Origin of the sequence: Clavibacter michiganensis, from assembly GCF_021216655.1 — a bacterium.
In the GTDB taxonomy this organism is placed as follows: Bacteria; Actinomycetota; Actinomycetes; order Actinomycetales; family Microbacteriaceae; genus Clavibacter; species Clavibacter michiganensis.
Window position 1 is genome coordinate 618,570 of record NZ_CP080437.1, and the last position, 15,173, is coordinate 633,742.

Consider the following 15,173-nt stretch of genomic DNA (forward strand, 5'->3'; position numbering starts at 1 on the left):
TATCACGGTGATGTGACGCGCCAGGGGCGGGGCCCGGCGTGCACTCGCACGCCGCGTCGGACCCCGCCCCGTGTGCGGTGGATCAGGCCAGCAGCGCCTCCGCGGAGTCCGCGACCGGGACCAGGATCGCGGCGGATCGCGCGGGCAGCACGACCTCGTCGTCGCCGAGCGCGACGCCCGGTGCCGTCGCGAGCAGCAGCGCGGGGCGCTCGCCCACCACGGGCACGCGCCGCTCCTCGTCGGACAGGTTGACGACGATGGACAGCTCGCCGCGGTCCATGACGAGCAGGCGCGCCTCCTCGTGCACCTCGACCTCGACCTCGGCGAACCGGGGGTCGGTGAGGTCGGGGTGCGCGCGGCGCAGGCGGATCAGCTCGGAGTAGAGCGAGAACAGCCGCGCGTGCTGCGACTCGGCGGCCTCGGTGCCGTAGAGCTCCGACCAGTCGAGCTTCGAGTCCTGGAACGTCGAGAGGTCCTGCGGGTTCGGCACGACCGACTCGTCCCAGCCCATCTTCGCGAACTCCGCGATGCGGCCCTTGGCGGTCGCCTCGCCGAGGTCGTGCTCCGGGTGCGACGTGAAGAACTGCCACGGCGTCGTCGCGCCCCACTCCTCGCCCATGAAGAGCATCGGGGTGAAGGGCGACGTCAGCGTGAGGACGGCGGCCAGCGCGAGCCCGCCCTCGTCGAGCGTCGCCGTGAGGCGGTCGCCCGTCGCGCGGTTGCCGATCTGGTCGTGGTTCTGGTTCGCGACCACGAGGCGGTGCGCCGGGATCCGCTCGGTGTCGAGCGGCCGCCCGTGCACGCGGCCGCGGAACGACGACCAGGTGCCGTCGTGGAAGAAGCCGCGCGTGATCACCTTGGCGAGGGCCCCGAGCGACGCGAAGTCCTCGTAGTAGCCGGTCGTCTCGCCCGTGAGCGCGACATGGACGGCGTGGTGGAAGTCGTCGCTCCACTGCGCGTCGAGCGCGTAGCCGTGCGCCTCGCGCGAGGTGATGAGCTTCGGGTCGTTGAGGTCGGACTCCGCGATGAGCGTGAGCGGACGCCCGACGTGCGCGGACAGCACGTCGACCTGCACCGCGAGCTCCTCGAGGAGGTGCGTCGCCGTGTCGTCCACGAGCGCGTGCACCGCATCCAGGCGCAGCGCGTCGACGTGGTAGTCGCCGAGCCACATGAGCGCGTTGTCGATGATGTACTCGCGGACGGGGCCGGAGTCCTCGCCGTCGAGGTTGAGGCTGGATCCCCACGTGTTCGCCGACGCCTCGTGGAGGTACGGGCCGTAGACGGGCAGGTAGTTCCCCGACGGGCCGAGGTGGTTGTAGACGACGTCCTGCACCACGCCGAGGCCGCGGGCGTGGCACGCGTCGACGAAGCGCTGGTAGGCCTCGGGTCCGCCGTAGGTCTCCTGCACCGTGTACCAGAGGACCCCGTCGTAGCCCCAGTTGTGCGTGCCGTTGAAGCCGTTGACCGGCAGCACCTCCACGAGGTCGACCCCGAGCGCGACGAGGTGGTCGAGGCGGTCGATCGCGGAGTCGAGCGTGCCGTCGGGCGTGAAGGTCCCGATGTGCATCTCGTAGATGACGGCGCCGGCGAGCTGGCGACCGGTCCACGCCTGGTCGGTCCAGGCGAACGACGACGGGTCGTAAGTCCGCGAGCGGCCGTGGACGCCCTCGGGCTGGCGACGCGAGCGCGGATCCGGCAGCGGCGTCTCCGCGTCGTCCACGAGGTAGCCGTAGTCGAGGTCGCCGGAGGGCAGGGCCTCGGCGCGGTCGGCGTCGAGGGTCCACCAGCCGTCGCCGACGGGCGAGAGCGGCAGGCGCTCGTCGCCCACGGAGAGCGCGAGGGTGCGGGCCTTCGGGGCCCAGATGTCGAAGCGGTCGTCGGTCATGCTCGGCTCCCGGGGGTGAGGTCGGCTGCGGTGGATGCGGGCGCGAGGATCGCGACCGGGTAGTCGGCGAGGAGCGCGGCGACGGACACGCGCCCGCCGTCGAGGCGCCGACCGCTGACGTGGTCGACGAGCTCGCCCTCGGGGAGCGTGATGGTGGTGGATCCCCATCCGCCGCCCGTCTCGAGCCCGACGGGCAGGCGGGTCGCGACGGTGATCGCCCCGCCGCGGTCGAACGCGATCACGTGGGCCGCGGCGTCGCCTGTCGCGCGCACGGGCTCGTAGCCCGTGAACAGCTCCGGGTGCTCGCGGCGGAGGCGGAGCGCGCGCGCCGTGACGAGGAGCTTGGCGGCCCCCGTCTCGTCGATGGCGGGCTCGGCGCCCTTGAGCACGGCGTCGAGGGCGGCGCGGCGCATGCCGAAGTCGACCTCGCGGCGGTTGTCGGGATCCACGAGGCTCGTCTCCCACAGCTCGCTGCCCTGGTAGACGTCGGGCATGCCGGGGGCCGTGAGCTGGATGGCCTTGGCGGCCAGCGAGTTCGACCAGCCCGGGCCGGAGAGCCGGTCGTAGAGCCCGGCGACGATCGTGCGGGCGCGCGGGTCGTCGAAGGCCGCGTCGACGAGCGCGTGCATGCGCTCCTCGAACGCCTCGTCGGGCGCGGTCCACGTGGTCGAGTCGCCGGCCTCGCGCGACGCCTTCTCGGCGTACGCGTGCAGGCGCTCGCGCGACGCGGGCCACGTGCCGACGAGCGTCTGCCAGAGCAGGTTCTCGAACGGGCCGTCGCCGGTCGGGGCGACCTCGCGGAGCTGTCCGAGCGCGTCGCGCCAGGCCTCGGGCGTCTCGGAGAGCACGTCGATGCGGGCGCGGACGTCCTCGCCGCGCTTCGTGTCGTGCGTCGAGAGCGTGGTCATGGCGTGCGGCGCGATGCGGTGCCGCTCCTGCTGGCGCGCGTGGAAGTCGTCGACGTCGATCGCGAAGATCGACGGGTCGGCGCCGACCTCGTTGAGCGAGACGAGGCGCGAGTAGCGGTAGAACGCCGTGTCCTCGACGCCCTTGGCCATGACCATGCCGCTCGTCTGCTGGAAGCGCTGGGCGACCGCCGTGGACGGGTCGGACAGCTGCGGCATGAGCGCGTCGATGGTGGCGACCAGGTCGGGGCGGCTCGCGCGCGCGGCCTCGGCGGCCTCCTCGAGGTGATGCAGCCCGCCGGGCAGGTAGCTGCGGTAGACGGGGAAGGTCGCGAGGAGCTCGGCGAGCGCGTCGGCGGCGTCCGCCGGGGCGTCCTCGACGAGGCGCTCGAGGCGGAGGACCTCGCTGCGGAGGATCCCGTCCGCGATGCCGCGCTTCGTGCCGCGGATCATGTCGGCCCAGCTGGTGAGCTCGCCCTGCGGCAGGCCGCGCAGCGACGCCTCGAGGTGGTCGAGCTCGACCTGGCCGTCGGGGTCGACGAGCACGCGGTCGATCTCGGCGAGCGCGTCGTACCCGGTGGTGCCGGCGGTCGCCCAGTCGGTGGGGAGGGTCTCGCCGGGCTCGAGGATCTTCTCGACGAGCACGTACGCGCCGCCCGTGATCCGCGCGAGGTCGTCGAGGTACCCCTTGGGGTCGAGCAGGCCGTCCGGGTGGTCGACGCGGAGCCCGTCGGCGAGGCCCTCGCGGAACCAGCGCGAGATCTCCCGGTGCGACTCCTCGAAGACGCGCGGCAGCTCGACGCGGATGCCCGCGAGCGTGTTGACCGCGAAGAAGCGGCGGTAGTTGAGCTCGGCGTCGGCGCGGCGCCAGTTGATCAGCTCGTAGGACTGGCGCTCGTGCACCGTGCGGGCGTCCGCGTCGTCCTCGGCCGTGCCGGGCGCGACGGGGAAGCGCTGGTCGTAGTAGCGGAGCTCGACGGTGCCGTCGTCGCCGCGCACGAGCGTGAGCTCGTCGAGCTCGGTCTCGCCGTCGCCGAGCACGGGGATCCGTACCTTGCCCTGCCCGAAGTCCCAGTCGACGTCGAACGCGTCGGCGTACCGGCTCGCGGTGCCGTGCGTGAGGAGGTCCCACCACCAGAGGCTCTCCACGGGCGTCGCGACGCCCACGTGGTTCGGGACGATGTCCACCAGCACGCCGAGGCCCAGCTCGTGCGCGCGGTCCGCGACGGCCTTCATGCCCGCCGCGCCGCCGCGCAACGGGTCCACCTGCGAGTGGTCGACCACGTCGTAGCCGTGGTCGGATCCCGGCTCGGCCGCGAGGATCGGGCTGAGGTACACCCAGTCCGCGCCGAGGTCCTTCACGTACGGCAGCTGCTCGGCCACGGCGGCGAGGTCGAACGACTCCCGCACCTGGAACCGGTAGGTGGAGATGGGGGTTCTCAACTGATGTCGCTCCTTGGGTCTGCGGCCGGCCGGTCGGCCTGCGCGTGGGTGAGGACGGCGAGGCTCGCCGCGACCGAGTGGTCGGGCTCCACCTCGGGCTCGGTGTAGGCGCGCAGCACCACGAGCGCCTTGGCCGCCACGTCCACGACGCTACTCGCGCGGAGGGCCGTCGAGTCGGCTCCGACGCCCGCGGTGTCGATCACGGTCTCCCACGCGTCCGCGTACTCGTCCGACGGGAGCGTGAAGGACACCGGCTCGTCGTGCGCGTTGAAGTAGAGGAGGAAGTGCGTGTCGTAGATGTCCTCGCCGCGGCGGTCGCGCCCGCGGATCCCGTTCCCGTTGAGGAACATGCCGATCGCGCGGAGGCCGGACTCCCAGTCGTCGTCCACCATCGGCGTCGCGTCCGCGTCCAGCCACACGATGTCGGGCAGCGGCTCGCCCTCGCCGCGGCGCACGGGCCGGCCGTCGAAGAAGCGCCCGCGGCGGAAGGTCGGGTGCTCCTTGCGGAGCCGCACGACGGACGCGGTGAACTCGACGAGCGGCTGGTCGGCCTGGTCCCAGTGCACCCAGCTGATCTCGTTGTCCTGCGCGTAGGTGTTGTTGTTGCCCTGCTGCGTCCGGCCCAGCTCGTCGCCGTGCAGGATCATGGGGACGCCCTGCGACAGGATCATGGTCGCGAGCATGTTGCGCTGCTGGCGCCCCCGCAGGGTCGCGATCGTCGGATCGTCGGTCGGCCCCTCCACGCCCATGTTCCAGGAACGGTTGTGGCTCTCGCCGTCCTTGTTGTCCTCGCCGTTGGCCTCGTTGTGCTTCTCGTCGTACGAGACCAGGTCGGCGATCGTGAAGCCGTCGTGCGCGGTGATGAAGTTGATCGACGCCACCGGTCGGCGCCCGGAGTGCTCGTAGAGGTCGGCAGATCCGGTGATGCGCGCCGCGAACTCGCCGAGCGAGGAGGCCTCGCCGCGCCAGAAGTCGCGCACGGTGTCGCGGTACTTGCCGTTCCACTCGGTCCACTGCGGCGGGAAGTTGCCCACCTGGTAGCCGCCGGGGCCGACGTCCCAGGGCTCGGCGATGAGCTTGACCTGCGACACCACCGGATCCTGCTGCACGAGCTCGAAGAAGGTGGCGAGCTTGTCGACGTCGTAGAACTCGCGCGCGAGCGCGGACGCCAGGTCGAACCGGAACCCGTCGACGTGCATCTCGGTGACCCAGTAGCGCAGCGAGTCCATGATCAGCTGCAGCGCGTGCGGGTGGCGCACGTTGAGCGAGTTGCCGGTGCCCGTGTAGTCCATGTAGTAGGTGGGGTCGTCCTCCATGAGCCGGTAGTAGGCCTGGTTGTCGATGCCCTTGAAGGAGAGCGTCGGGCCCAGGTGGTTGCCCTCCGCCGTGTGGTTGTAGACCACGTCGAGGATGACCTCGATGCCGGCGGCGTGCAGCGCGCGCACCATGGACTTGAACTCCTGCACCTGCTGGCCGAGCTCGCCCGTGGACGAGTAGGCGTTGTGCGGCGCGAAGAAGCCGATCGTGTTGTAGCCCCAGTAGTTGCGGAGGCCCTTCTCGAGCAGGGTGTTGTCCTGCACGAACTGGTGCACGGGCATCAGCTCGATGGCGGTGATGCCGAGCCTCTGCAGGTGGTCGATGACGGCGGGGTGCGCGATGCCCGCGTAGGTGCCGCGCAGCTCCTCGGGGATCCGCGGGTTCAGCTGCGTCAGCCCCTTCACGTGCGCCTCGTACACGACGGTCTCGCTGTACGGGGTGCGGGGGAGGCGGTCGCCGTCCCAGTCGAAGAACGGGTTGACCACGACGCCGAGCATCATGTGCGGTCCGGAGTCCTCGTCGTTGCGGCTCGACGGGTCGCCGAACTCGTACGCGAACAGCGACGGGTCCCAGTCGAACTCCCCGCACGTGGCCTTGGCGTAGGGATCCAGCAGCAGCTTCGCGGGGTTGGACCGGTGGCCGTTCTCCGGCTCGTAGGGACCGGTCACCCGGTAGCCGTAGCGCTGGCCGGGTTGCACGTGCGGGAGGTAGCAGTGCCAGACGTGCGCGTCGACCTCCGTCACGTCCACGCGGGTCTCCGTGCCGTCCTCGTCGATGAGGCACAGCTGCACCTGCTCGGCGGCCTCGCTGAACAGCGCGAAGTTCGTGCCGCTCCCGTCGAAGGTCGCGCCGAGCGGGTAGGGGTTTCCGGGCCAGGTGTGCAAGTGGTCCTCCAGTTGGGTCGACTCGTCCGCCGACGGCGCGCGGGCGGGCGTGCGTGCGCGGGGTCCGTCGGGGGCGGGGCAGGCGGTGGATCAGCGTGGGCCGCGACGGCAGGAGGCCGGATGCGACGCAGCGACGCACCAGGGGCGAGGTTACCGTGAGGACGCGGATCGCCCGGCATCGTCTCGCCGCCGCGGGGTACGGTGGGACGCATGACCAACCTCGTCGCACAGCTCGCAGAGAACGTGAAGAACGCCGGAGTGGGGACGGTCTACGGCGACCCCCTCGACATCGACGGCTCGACCATCGTGCCCGTGGCATTCGCCTGGTACGGCTTCGGCGGGGGCAGCGACCTCCCCGACTCCGACGGCAACGTCGCGGGCGGCGGCGGGGGCGGCGGCGCCACCTGGCCCATCGGCGCGTACATCGCCACCGACGGCGAGGTGCGGTTCCAGCCCAACGTCATCGCCCTGCTCGCGGTGGCCACCCCCGTCATCTGGATCTCCGGCAAGGTCCTCGTCAAGCTCATCAAGACGCTGAAGTAGCCGGCTCGCACGACCACCGCGGAGCGCGGGTGCCCTCGGGCATCCGCGCTCCCGTGCGTCCGGGGCGGCCCGCCTCCCGGGCTCGCGTCCCGGGCCCGCGTCCCGGGCGCGTCGACCGCGCGCTAGGATCGCCTCGAACACGGGAGTCCGGTGAGCCGGGCTGAGAGGAAGACACCCAGTCTTCGACCGTCGAACCTGATCTGGATCATGCCAGCGCAGGGAGGCTTCCATCTCGCACCCGTGCCCTCTTCCACTCATCCGAAGGGCACGTCCAATGACCGCATCACCGTCGTCCACGGCATCCCCCGTCCCCGCCGACACCGGCGTCCGCGCGCCCCGTTCCGGCCTGCGCGCCCGCTGGCGCGTCATCGACATCGTCGTTGCCAGCGTCCTCGGCGTCGCCTCCGGCCTCGTCTTCGTCATCTGGAACACGGCGTCCGTGCCGGTCGGCGGCTTCTTCCAGCCGCTGCTCCCCGGCCTCCAGGCGCTGGCCGGCGGCGGCTGGCTGTTCGCGGGCGTCCTCACCGGCATCGTGATCCGCAAGCCCGGCGCCGCTCTTTACGGGGAGCTGCTCGCGGCGTTCGTCTCCATGCTCGTCGGGAACGTCTGGGGCGTCGGCACGCTGCTCTCCGGCCTCACGCAGGGCCTCGGCGCCGAGCTCGTCCTCCTCGTCTTCCTCTACGCGAACTGGCGCGCCTACGTCGCCGTGCTGGCGGGCATGGGAGCCGGGCTCGGCATGGCGATCACCGACCTCATCACCTACTACCCGGGATCCACCCCGCTGTTCGCGACGATCTACACGATCGCGGCGCTCGTCTCGGGCGCGGTCATCGCGGGGCTGCTCTCGTGGCTCGTCGCCCGGGCGCTCGCCCGCACCGGCGCTCTCTCGCGCTTCGCCTCGGGCCGCGACACCGCGGCCCGCGTCTGACCGTGCGGCGGCCGGGCCGTCGCACGTCGTCGGTCGCCGCGTCGCGCATCCCGCTCGCCGGACCCGAGGCGACGGCCGACGCGGCGGGCGGCGCGTCCGTCCGGGCCGCGGGCTGGGGCTGGCGGCACGCGGGCCGGAGCGCCTGGGCGGTCCGCGACGTCGACCTCGTCATCGAGCCGGGGGAGCGGGTGCTGCTGCTCGGCGCGTCCGGTGCGGGCAAGACCACGCTCATGCACGCCCTCGCGGGCGTCCTCGGCGGCGACGACGAGGGGGAGGCGCGCGGCACCCTGCTCGTCGACGGGCAGGATCCGGCCTCCCGCCGCGGCCGCGCGGGGCTCGTGCTGCAGGACCCGGACGCGCAGGTGATCCTCTCCCGCGTGGGCGACGATGTCGCGTTCGGCTGCGAGAACCTGGGCGTCCCGCGCGACGAGATCTGGATCCGCGTCCGCGCCGCGCTCGACGCCGTCGGGCTCGACGTCGCCCTCGACCGCTCGACCACCGCGCTCTCCGGCGGCCAGAAGCAGCGCCTCGCCCTCGCCGGCGTCCTCGCGATGCGGCCCGGGCTCCTCCTCCTCGACGAGCCGACTGCCAACCTCGACCCCGAGGGCGTCGGGGAGGTGCGGCGCGCCGTAGAGTCCGTGGTCGAGCGGAGCGGCGCCACCCTCGTCGTCATCGAGCACCGGGTCGCCGTGTGGCAGGACCTCGTCGACCGGGTCGTCGTGCTCGGAGCGGACGGCGGGATCCTCGCCGACGGCGCGCCGGACGACGTCCTGCGCGACCAGGGTGCGTCCCTCGCGGCCGCGGGCGTCTGGGTGCCGGGACGGGAGCCCGCCACGCCCGTCCGGGAGCGTGCCGCGCCCGCGCCGCTCCTCCGCGCGGACGGCCTCGCGGTCGGCAGGGGCGGCGCGCGCGGCACCGCGGTCGCCGACCGGATCGGCGTCGCGCTCGCGTCCGGCCGCGTCACCGCCCTCACCGGTCCGAACGGCGGCGGCAAGAGCACGCTCGCGCTGACGCTCGGCGGCCTGCTGCCCGCGCTGTCCGGCCGGGTCGTGGCGGAGGCGGCCCTTGCCGACGGCCTCGGCGCGGATCCCGCCACCTGGGGCTCGCGCGAGCTCGCGGCGCGCATCGGCACCGTGTTCCAGGACCCGGAGCACCAGTTCCTCGCCGGCACCGTGCGCGCCGAGCTCGAGGTCGGGCCGCGTGCGGTGGGCATGGATCCCGCAGACGCCGCCCGCCGCGTCGACGAGCTGCTCGTGCGCCTGCGCCTCGATGGCCTCGCGCAGGCGAACCCCTATACCCTCTCCGGTGGCGAGAAGCGGCGCCTTTCGGTGGCGACCGCCCTCGCGACCGCGCCGCGCCTCCTCGTCCTCGACGAGCCGACGTTCGGGCAGGACGCCCGCACCTGGGCCGAGCTCGTCGCGCTCCTCGCCGACCTCGTCGACCGCGACGGCGTCGGGGTCCTCGCCGTCACCCACGACGCCGACCTCGTCCGCGGGCTGGCGGACGACGTCCTCCGCCTCGACGCCGCCTCCGGTCGGGCGGCCCGCCTGGAGGTCGTGCGATGAGCGCCGCCCCGTCCGTCGTCGTCCCCACCGCTCGCGCCACCGGCCTCGCCGCCGTCAACCCCGTCGCGCGCCTCGCGGCGGCCCTCGTGCTGACCCTGGTCCTCGTGCTGAGCCTCGACGTGGTCTCCGCGGGCGCGGCGCTGCTGCTCGAGCTGCTCCTCCTGCCGTTCGCGGGCCTCCGACCGCGCGCCTTCCTCGTGCGCGGCATCCCGATCTGGATCGCGGCCCCCGGCGCGGGCCTCACGATCCTGCTCTACGGCCGCACGTCCGGCGAGGTCTACGCGCAGTTCCTGCTCGTCGTCGTCAGCGAGGGGTCGGTGCTGCTCGCGGTCGCGACGACGCTGCGCGTCCTGGCGATCGGCGTCGCGTCGCTCGTGCTCTTCTCGGACGTGGATCCGACGGACCTCGCCGACGGCCTCGCGCAGGTCGCGCGCCTGCCGTCCCGCTTCGTCCTCGGGGCGCTCGCGGGCGTCCGGCTCGTCGGCCTCCTCCTCGACGACTGGCGCTCGCTCGAGCTCGCCCGCCGCGCGCGGGGCGTCGCCGACCGCGGTCGCATCCGCCGGTTCGCCGGGCAGGCCTTCGCGCTCCTCGTGCTCTCCATCCGCCGCGGCAGCAAGCTCGCCACCGCGATGGAGGCCCGCGGGTTCGGCGGCGCCATCGCGCGCACGTGGGCCCGGCCCAGCGTCGTCGGTCGGCGCGAGGCGCTCGTCGTCATCGTCGCGGTGCTGGTCGCCGCCTGCGCGGTGACGGCCGCCGTCGCCGCCGGGACGTGGGGCTCCGGTGCGTCCTGACGCGGGGGAGCGTCGCCCGGCGCTGGTCCTCGTCGACGGCCCGTCCGGCTCCGGCAAGTCGACGCTCGCGGACGCCCTCGTCCGCGACGGCGACCTGGATGCGGGGCTGCCGCCCGGGGCGCAGCTCCTCCGCCTCGACGACGTCTACCCCGGCTGGGACGGCCTCGCGGCGGCGTCCCGGCACCTCGAGCGCCACGTCCTGCAGGAGATGCGCCCGGACGGTCGCCCTCGGTGGCGCCGCTGGGACTGGGCCGCGGGCGCGCCGGCGGAGTGGCACGACCTCGACCCGGCACGCCCGCTGGTGGTCGAGGGCTGCGGATCCCTGACCCGGGTGGCCGCGCGCCTCGCCACGCGCCGCATCTGGGTCGAGGCCGACGACGCCGTCCGCCGGGCCCGCGCCATCGCGCGCGACGGCGATGCGTTCGCGCGGGAGTGGGAGCGCTGGGACGCGCAGTGGCGCGCGCACGTCGACCGGGACGATCCGCGCGCCCTGGCCGACGTCGTCGTCCGCACGGACGCCGTCGCGGCGGCCGGGTAGCCTGAGGCCATGACCGATTCCGCACCGTCCGACGTCCGCTACCTCGCCGTCTTCGCCGACGGCCCCCTCGAGGGCACCACCGAGACCCGCGTCCTCGTCGACGGCCAGCACGACGAGACCATCAGCACGATGTCGGCAGTGGAGGGCAAGGAGTCCCTGTTCCAGTACCGCGCCGGCGAGGTGTCCGAGGTCGCGGGCGAGCAGCGCGTCACCTACACCTACGTGGCCGACGGCAGCGACGACGTCCTCGGCGAGGGCGACGACGAGTCCCTCGAGCTCTGACACCCGGCACGCCCGGCGCCTGAGCGCCGCGCCCACGACCCCGGCCCGCGACGCGGCGACCGGGGTCGTCGTGCGTCCGGGCCGCGCGGGGCCTCAGGCCCAGCCGAGCTCGTGCAGCCGGTCGTCGTCGATGCCGTGGAAGTGCGCGATCTCGTGCACGAGCGTGACGTGGACGAGGTCGCGCAGCGCGTCCAGGTCCTCCGCCTCGTGCAAGTGCGGCTCGCGGTAGACGACGATGCGGTCCGGCATCTCGCCGAACCCGTACTGCCCGCGCTCCGTCATGGCGACGCCGTCGTAGAGGCCCAGCAGGTCGAGCGAGCCGTCCTCGGGCCGGTCCTCGACGACGAAGACGACGTTGTCGAGCCCGTCCACCATCTCGTCCGGCAGATCGTCGAGCTCGTCGACCACCAGTCGCTCGAAGTCGTCGGGTTCGCAGTGCAGCACGGATCCACCCTCGCACACGCGCATGCGGCGGAGCCCGGCCGCGGCGAGGTCCGGCCGTGCGGGCCAGAGGAGAGGAGAGGACGGAGGGGGAGACGACGGAAGGGCCGGGACCCTCTCGGATCCCGGCCCTTCCCGGTGGGGTGGACGACGGGGCTCGAACCCGCGACTTCCGGCTCCACAAGCCAGCGCTCTGCCAACTGAGCTACGCCCACCATGCGGCCGTTCCCGCTCTCGCGGACGGCCATGGATGAGGATACTACAGCCGCGGAGCCCACGCGGACGTCACGTCCGCGGAGATGGCCTGCACGTCGTCCGTGGCGGGTCCCGGCGCCGGGACGAACGCCGCGCGGCGGTAGTACTCGAGCTCCCGGATCGACTCGAGGATGTCGGCGAGGGCGCGGTGCCCGCCGTTCTTGGCGGGGGAGTTGAAGTAGATCCGGGGGAACCACTCCTTGGCGAGCACCTTGATGGAGGAGACGTCGACGCTGCGGTAGTGGAGGTGCGCGTCGACGCGGGGCATGTACTTCGCGAGGAACGCGCGGTCGGTGCCGATGGTGTTGCCCGCGATGGGCGCCTTGCCGCCGGTCGGCACGTGCTGCAGCAGGTACTCGAGCACCGCGAACTCGGCGTCGGCGAGGCTCACGCCCGCGGGGATCTCCTCGAGCAGCCCCGAGGAGCGGTGCATCTCGGTGACGAACTCGCCCATGTTGGCGAGCGCCGCGGGGTCGGGGTTGATCACGATCGTGAAGCCGTCGTCGACGGGCACGAGGTCGAAGTCGGTGACGACCACCGCGACCTCCACCAGCTCGTCGATCGCGAGGTCGAGCCCCGTCATCTCGCAGTCGATCCACACCAGCCGGTCCGCGTTGTTGCCCATCCCCCGATCCTATCGGCGGGCCGGGGCGGCCCCGATGCGCCGCCTACCATGGGGGAGTGATCACCTTCCTCGCCGTCCTCCTCATCGTCAACGGCGTCTGGAACGTCGTCGTGTGGCCGCAGTTCCTCAAGCGCGTCGCGAAGGATCCCCGTGCGCGCGCCGCCGACGGGTCGCGTACGCCGTTCTTCACCGTGCACCTCGTGCTGGTCTCGGTCTCGCTGCTCCTCGCCCTCGTGTCGATCGTCGCCGCCGTCGCGGCGTTCCTCTCCTGACCCCCGGCGAGGGCGCTCCAGCGGCGGACGCCGCGCCCGCGGGAGCGGATGGCGTGCGCGTGGTCATGTTCACCTCGCTCTTCTGCGTCCCGTGCCAGGCGACCCGGCGCGTGCTCGCGGACGTCCAGCGGCTCCTGCCCTGGCTCCCGGTGGAGGAGCTCGACGTCGCGGCGCACCCCGACCTGGCTGAGGCGGAGAGCATCCGGTCGACGCCGACGATCCTCGTGCGGGCCGGAGACCGGCAGGTGCTCCGCGCCGAGGGCGTGCCGACCGCGCCGCAGGTGCTGCAGGCGGTGGTGCGGGCCATGGACGGGCCGGCGCCGGCCGGCCCCTCGGGCGCCTCGGGGCGTCCGGACCCCGCGTAGTACCCTCGTCTCGACCCCCTGTAGCTCAATGGATAGAGCATCGGCCTTCTAATCCGACGGTTGCGCGTTCGAGTCGCGCCGGGGGGACCGACTGTCGGAAGCGCGGGATCGGCCGTAGATTCGACGCATGCGCGACATCCAGTCACAGATCATCGCCGCCCTCGAGGTGCGCCCGACCATCGATCCCGCCGACGAGGTCCGGAACCGCGTCGACTTCCTCAAGGCCTACCTCAGGTCCACCGGAGCGGAGGGCTTCGTCCTCGGTGTGAGCGGCGGGCAGGACTCGTCCCTCGCCGGGCGCCTGGCCCAGCTCGCGATCGAGGAGCTCGCGTCCGAGGGGCTCCTCGCCGAGTTCGTCGCGGTCCGCCTGCCGTACGGCGTGCAGGCCGACGAGGAGGACGCGCAGCTGGCGCTCTCCTTCATCCAGCCGAAGTCGAGCGTCGTCTTCGACATCAAGCGCGCCGTCGACGGCTTCCAGGCGGAGTACGCCGACGCGGCCGGGCACGCGATGACCGACTTCACCAAGGGCAACGTCAAGGCGCGCTCCCGCATGGTCGCCCAGTACGCCCTGGCCGGGCAGGCCCGCCTGCTGGTGATCGGCACGGACCACGCGGCGGAGGCCGTCACGGGGTTCTTCACGAAGTACGGCGACGGCGGCGCGGACGTCCTCCCGCTCACGGGCCTCAGCAAGCGCCAGGGGCGCGCGCTGCTCGAGCACCTGGGGGCGCCGGAGCGGCTGTACCTCAAGGCCCCCACGGCGGACCTCCTCGACGACACCCCCGGTCAGACCGACGAGGCCAACCTCGGCCTCACCTACGCCGACATCGACGACTTCCTCGAGGGCCGCGACGTCGACGACGAGGTGGCCGAGGCGATCGAGGCGAGATACGCGAGCACGGAGCACAAGCGACGCGTCCCCGCGAGCATGTTCGACGACTGGTGGAAGTGATCGCGGCCTGATCCGACGACGACGCCCCGCACCTCCCAGGAGGTGCGGGGCGTCGTCACATGTCGGCGCGCGTCCGCGTCAGCGGCGGTCGGCCTCTGCGGAGCGCGAGTTCGCGGCCGAGGAGGAGGGCACGGGCGGGCTGTACTGCTCGTCGGGGGACTCGACGCGGCGCTCGGCGGCGGGCTGGTCGTCGGATCCGCTGCGCCACAGCACCGGCACGGGAGCGACGGCGGTCGGCTCCTCCGGGCGCGCCGCGGTGCGGGTCCCGGTGGACGTGTCGGCGGGCTGGTCGTCCTCGAACTGCCAGCGCGAGATGTCGCCCTGGAAGATCTTGCGCGCGCGACCCGGGTGGTGCTGCCACTCGACCATGCGGTCGCGGAACTCGGCGAGCTGCCCGTCGAACTGGAAGCCGAAGCTGCCGCTGCCGCGCTTGAACTCCGTGATCTCGTGCGCGGCCCAGGTGGCGGCCGTGGCGGCGCCCTTGACCGGGAGGAGGCGGATGCGGATGTCCGCCTCGCCCGCCGCGCGGTCGGCGAGCACCCGCTCTTGCGCCGTGAGCCCGTCCCAGACGGAGGCCTGGCGCGCCGCATCCACGAGGACGCCGATGGCGGCCGCCTTCACCTCGCGGTCGTGCCGCGTGAGGATCCGCTGCGTGGCACCGCGCGCGATGACCGCGGCGAGGACGCCGGCGACCACGATGGCGACGAAGGGGACGACGACGCCGGAGAGGAGCTGCGTGCCCCGCTCGGACGCGAGGGCATCGAGGAGATCATTCCACCACTGCATGCGGCGACCGTACCCCGGGCCCGCGCCCGATCCGGGAGGCCGGGCGGGCGCGTCGCCGCACCCGCGCACGGGCGCAGCCGGTCAGAACCGCAGGCAGTCGACCGCGTCCTGCAGCGACCAGAAGTCGCCGAGCGGCACGAACCCCTGCGCGTCGCGCCGGAGCCGCTTGGCGCGGAAGCGCTCGCCCTGCGGCTCGCGCATGCGCTCGACGTAGCCGAGGACGGCACCGTCCGGCCGGGTGACGCGCAGCAGCCCGTCGTGCAGCTCCCGGACCTGCACGGCCGAACGCGCCAGGGGTGTGTAGGTGATGCTGGGCATGGTGTCCTCCGTCCGTGCGCCGCCGGCCCGGCGATGTCTCGATGTCCCCGAAGCTACGGGCGACCACCGACATAGCGGAGG

General features: G+C 73.1%; 16 protein-coding genes, 2 tRNA genes and 1 riboswitch. Of the genes, 10 read left to right on the plus strand and 8 right to left on the minus strand.

Annotation, left to right across the window (positions count from 1 at the left end; translation table 11 throughout):
- Positions 1 to 82 precede the first annotated feature (82 nt).
- Genes treZ through glgX form a run of 3 tightly spaced genes read right to left on the minus strand, consistent with a single transcriptional unit; the run spans position 83 to position 6,434 of the window.
- Positions 83 to 1,885: a malto-oligosyltrehalose trehalohydrolase gene (gene treZ / locus K0V08_RS02865; protein ID WP_079532872.1), complete on the minus strand. Its 1,803-nt coding sequence runs from the start codon at positions 1,883 to 1,885 to the stop codon at positions 83 to 85.
- Positions 1,882 to 4,233, minus strand: a complete 2,352-nt coding sequence (gene treY / locus K0V08_RS02870) for a malto-oligosyltrehalose synthase (RefSeq protein ID WP_079532875.1) — start codon at positions 4,231 to 4,233, stop codon at positions 1,882 to 1,884. Before treY ends, treZ begins: the two co-directional genes overlap by 4 nt.
- The gene (gene glgX / locus K0V08_RS02875) at positions 4,230 to 6,434 is read right to left on the minus strand and encodes a glycogen debranching protein GlgX (protein WP_012038118.1); all 2,205 of its coding nucleotides are present in this window, start codon (positions 6,432 to 6,434) and stop codon (positions 4,230 to 4,232) included. Before glgX ends, treY begins: the two co-directional genes overlap by 4 nt.
- 210 nt (positions 6,435 to 6,644) lie before the next feature.
- On the opposite strand from glgX, the gene K0V08_RS02880 reads away from it, so the two are divergent.
- From K0V08_RS02880 to K0V08_RS02905, 6 genes are all read left to right on the plus strand, one after another.
- Entirely contained in the window at positions 6,645 to 6,977 is a 333-nt protein-coding gene (locus tag K0V08_RS02880) for a hypothetical protein (RefSeq protein ID WP_012038119.1), read from the plus strand.
- 138 nt (positions 6,978 to 7,115) lie between these two features.
- Positions 7,116 to 7,216, plus strand: a riboswitch (TPP riboswitch).
- A gap of 35 nt (positions 7,217 to 7,251) precedes the next feature.
- Positions 7,252 to 7,905 carry an ECF transporter S component gene (locus tag K0V08_RS02885; RefSeq protein ID WP_079532877.1) on the plus strand — a complete coding sequence of 218 codons (654 nt, stop codon included), beginning with the start codon at positions 7,252 to 7,254 and terminating at the stop codon, positions 7,903 to 7,905.
- Positions 7,906 to 7,907: 2 nt separating this feature from the next.
- Positions 7,908 to 9,470 carry an ABC transporter ATP-binding protein gene (locus K0V08_RS02890; RefSeq protein ID WP_079532880.1) on the plus strand — a complete coding sequence of 521 codons (1,563 nt, stop codon included), beginning with the start codon at positions 7,908 to 7,910 and terminating at the stop codon, positions 9,468 to 9,470.
- A complete protein-coding gene (locus K0V08_RS02895) occupies positions 9,467 to 10,261 on the plus strand; it encodes an energy-coupling factor transporter transmembrane component T family protein (protein WP_079532883.1) in 795 nt (264 codons plus the stop codon). Before K0V08_RS02890 ends, K0V08_RS02895 begins: the two co-directional genes overlap by 4 nt.
- Positions 10,251 to 10,799: a nucleoside/nucleotide kinase family protein gene (locus tag K0V08_RS02900; RefSeq protein ID WP_079532886.1), complete on the plus strand. Its 549-nt coding sequence runs from the start codon at positions 10,251 to 10,253 to the stop codon at positions 10,797 to 10,799. Before K0V08_RS02895 ends, K0V08_RS02900 begins: the two co-directional genes overlap by 11 nt.
- Before the next feature lie 9 nt (positions 10,800 to 10,808).
- Positions 10,809 to 11,081, plus strand: a complete 273-nt coding sequence (locus K0V08_RS02905; RefSeq protein ID WP_012038124.1) for a hypothetical protein — start codon at positions 10,809 to 10,811, stop codon at positions 11,079 to 11,081.
- Between the two features lie 93 nt (positions 11,082 to 11,174).
- On the opposite strand, the gene K0V08_RS02910 is transcribed toward K0V08_RS02905, so the two are convergent.
- The 3 genes from K0V08_RS02910 to orn all read right to left on the minus strand — a co-directional run bounded on the left by K0V08_RS02910 (position 11,175) and on the right by orn (position 12,402).
- A complete protein-coding gene (locus tag K0V08_RS02910; protein WP_158219004.1) occupies positions 11,175 to 11,525 on the minus strand; it encodes a metallopeptidase family protein in 351 nt (116 codons plus the stop codon).
- Between the two features lie 136 nt (positions 11,526 to 11,661).
- Positions 11,662 to 11,737, minus strand: a tRNA-His gene (locus K0V08_RS02915).
- A 44-nt stretch (positions 11,738 to 11,781) separates the two neighbouring features.
- Complete coding sequence (gene orn, locus K0V08_RS02920; RefSeq protein WP_079532891.1) at positions 11,782 to 12,402, minus strand: oligoribonuclease; 621 nt, start codon at positions 12,400 to 12,402, stop codon at positions 11,782 to 11,784.
- Positions 12,403 to 12,458: 56 nt separating this feature from the next.
- On the opposite strand from orn, the gene K0V08_RS02925 reads away from it, so the two are divergent.
- The 4 genes from K0V08_RS02925 (at position 12,459) to nadE (ending at position 13,988) form a co-directional block, all read left to right on the plus strand.
- A complete protein-coding gene (locus K0V08_RS02925) occupies positions 12,459 to 12,674 on the plus strand; it encodes an SCO4848 family membrane protein (RefSeq protein ID WP_079532894.1) in 216 nt (71 codons plus the stop codon).
- 65 nt (positions 12,675 to 12,739) lie between these two features.
- Entirely contained in the window at positions 12,740 to 13,039 is a 300-nt protein-coding gene (locus tag K0V08_RS02930) for a thioredoxin family protein (RefSeq protein WP_079533747.1), read from the plus strand.
- Positions 13,040 to 13,053: 14 nt separating this feature from the next.
- Positions 13,054 to 13,126: transfer RNA gene (locus K0V08_RS02935), tRNA-Arg, on the plus strand.
- 40 nt (positions 13,127 to 13,166) lie between these two features.
- Positions 13,167 to 13,988: an ammonia-dependent NAD(+) synthetase gene (gene nadE / locus K0V08_RS02940; protein WP_079532897.1), complete on the plus strand. Its 822-nt coding sequence runs from the start codon at positions 13,167 to 13,169 to the stop codon at positions 13,986 to 13,988.
- Positions 13,989 to 14,066: 78 nt separating this feature from the next.
- On the opposite strand, the gene K0V08_RS02945 is transcribed toward nadE, so the two are convergent.
- The gene (locus K0V08_RS02945) at positions 14,067 to 14,774 is read right to left on the minus strand and encodes a hypothetical protein (RefSeq protein WP_079532899.1); all 708 of its coding nucleotides are present in this window, start codon (positions 14,772 to 14,774) and stop codon (positions 14,067 to 14,069) included.
- A gap of 81 nt (positions 14,775 to 14,855) precedes the next feature.
- Positions 14,856 to 15,092, minus strand: coding sequence for a hypothetical protein (locus K0V08_RS02950; protein WP_012038131.1), 237 nt, complete (start codon positions 15,090 to 15,092; stop codon positions 14,856 to 14,858).
- Between the last annotated feature and the right edge of the window lie 81 nt (positions 15,093 to 15,173).

Bases quoted from the DNA above. Each gene is read 5' to 3' on its own strand.
- treZ (WP_079532872.1), bottom strand. From the start codon at position 1,885: ATGACCGACGACCGCTTCGACATCTGGGCCCCGAAGGCCCGCACCCTC.
- K0V08_RS02880 (WP_012038119.1), top strand. From the start codon at position 6,645: ATGACCAACCTCGTCGCACAGCTCGCAGAGAACGTGAAGAACGCCGGA.
- K0V08_RS02885 (WP_079532877.1), top strand. From the start codon at position 7,252: ATGACCGCATCACCGTCGTCCACGGCATCCCCCGTCCCCGCCGACACC.
- K0V08_RS02895 (WP_079532883.1), top strand. From the start codon at position 9,467: ATGAGCGCCGCCCCGTCCGTCGTCGTCCCCACCGCTCGCGCCACCGGC.
- K0V08_RS02905 (WP_012038124.1), top strand. From the start codon at position 10,809: ATGACCGATTCCGCACCGTCCGACGTCCGCTACCTCGCCGTCTTCGCC.
- orn (WP_079532891.1), bottom strand. From the start codon at position 12,402: ATGGGCAACAACGCGGACCGGCTGGTGTGGATCGACTGCGAGATGACG.
- K0V08_RS02930 (WP_079533747.1), top strand. From the start codon at position 12,740: ATGTTCACCTCGCTCTTCTGCGTCCCGTGCCAGGCGACCCGGCGCGTG.
- nadE (WP_079532897.1), top strand. From the start codon at position 13,167: ATGCGCGACATCCAGTCACAGATCATCGCCGCCCTCGAGGTGCGCCCG.
- K0V08_RS02945 (WP_079532899.1), bottom strand. From the start codon at position 14,774: ATGCAGTGGTGGAATGATCTCCTCGATGCCCTCGCGTCCGAGCGGGGC.
- K0V08_RS02950 (WP_012038131.1), bottom strand. From the start codon at position 15,092: ATGCCCAGCATCACCTACACACCCCTGGCGCGTTCGGCCGTGCAGGTC.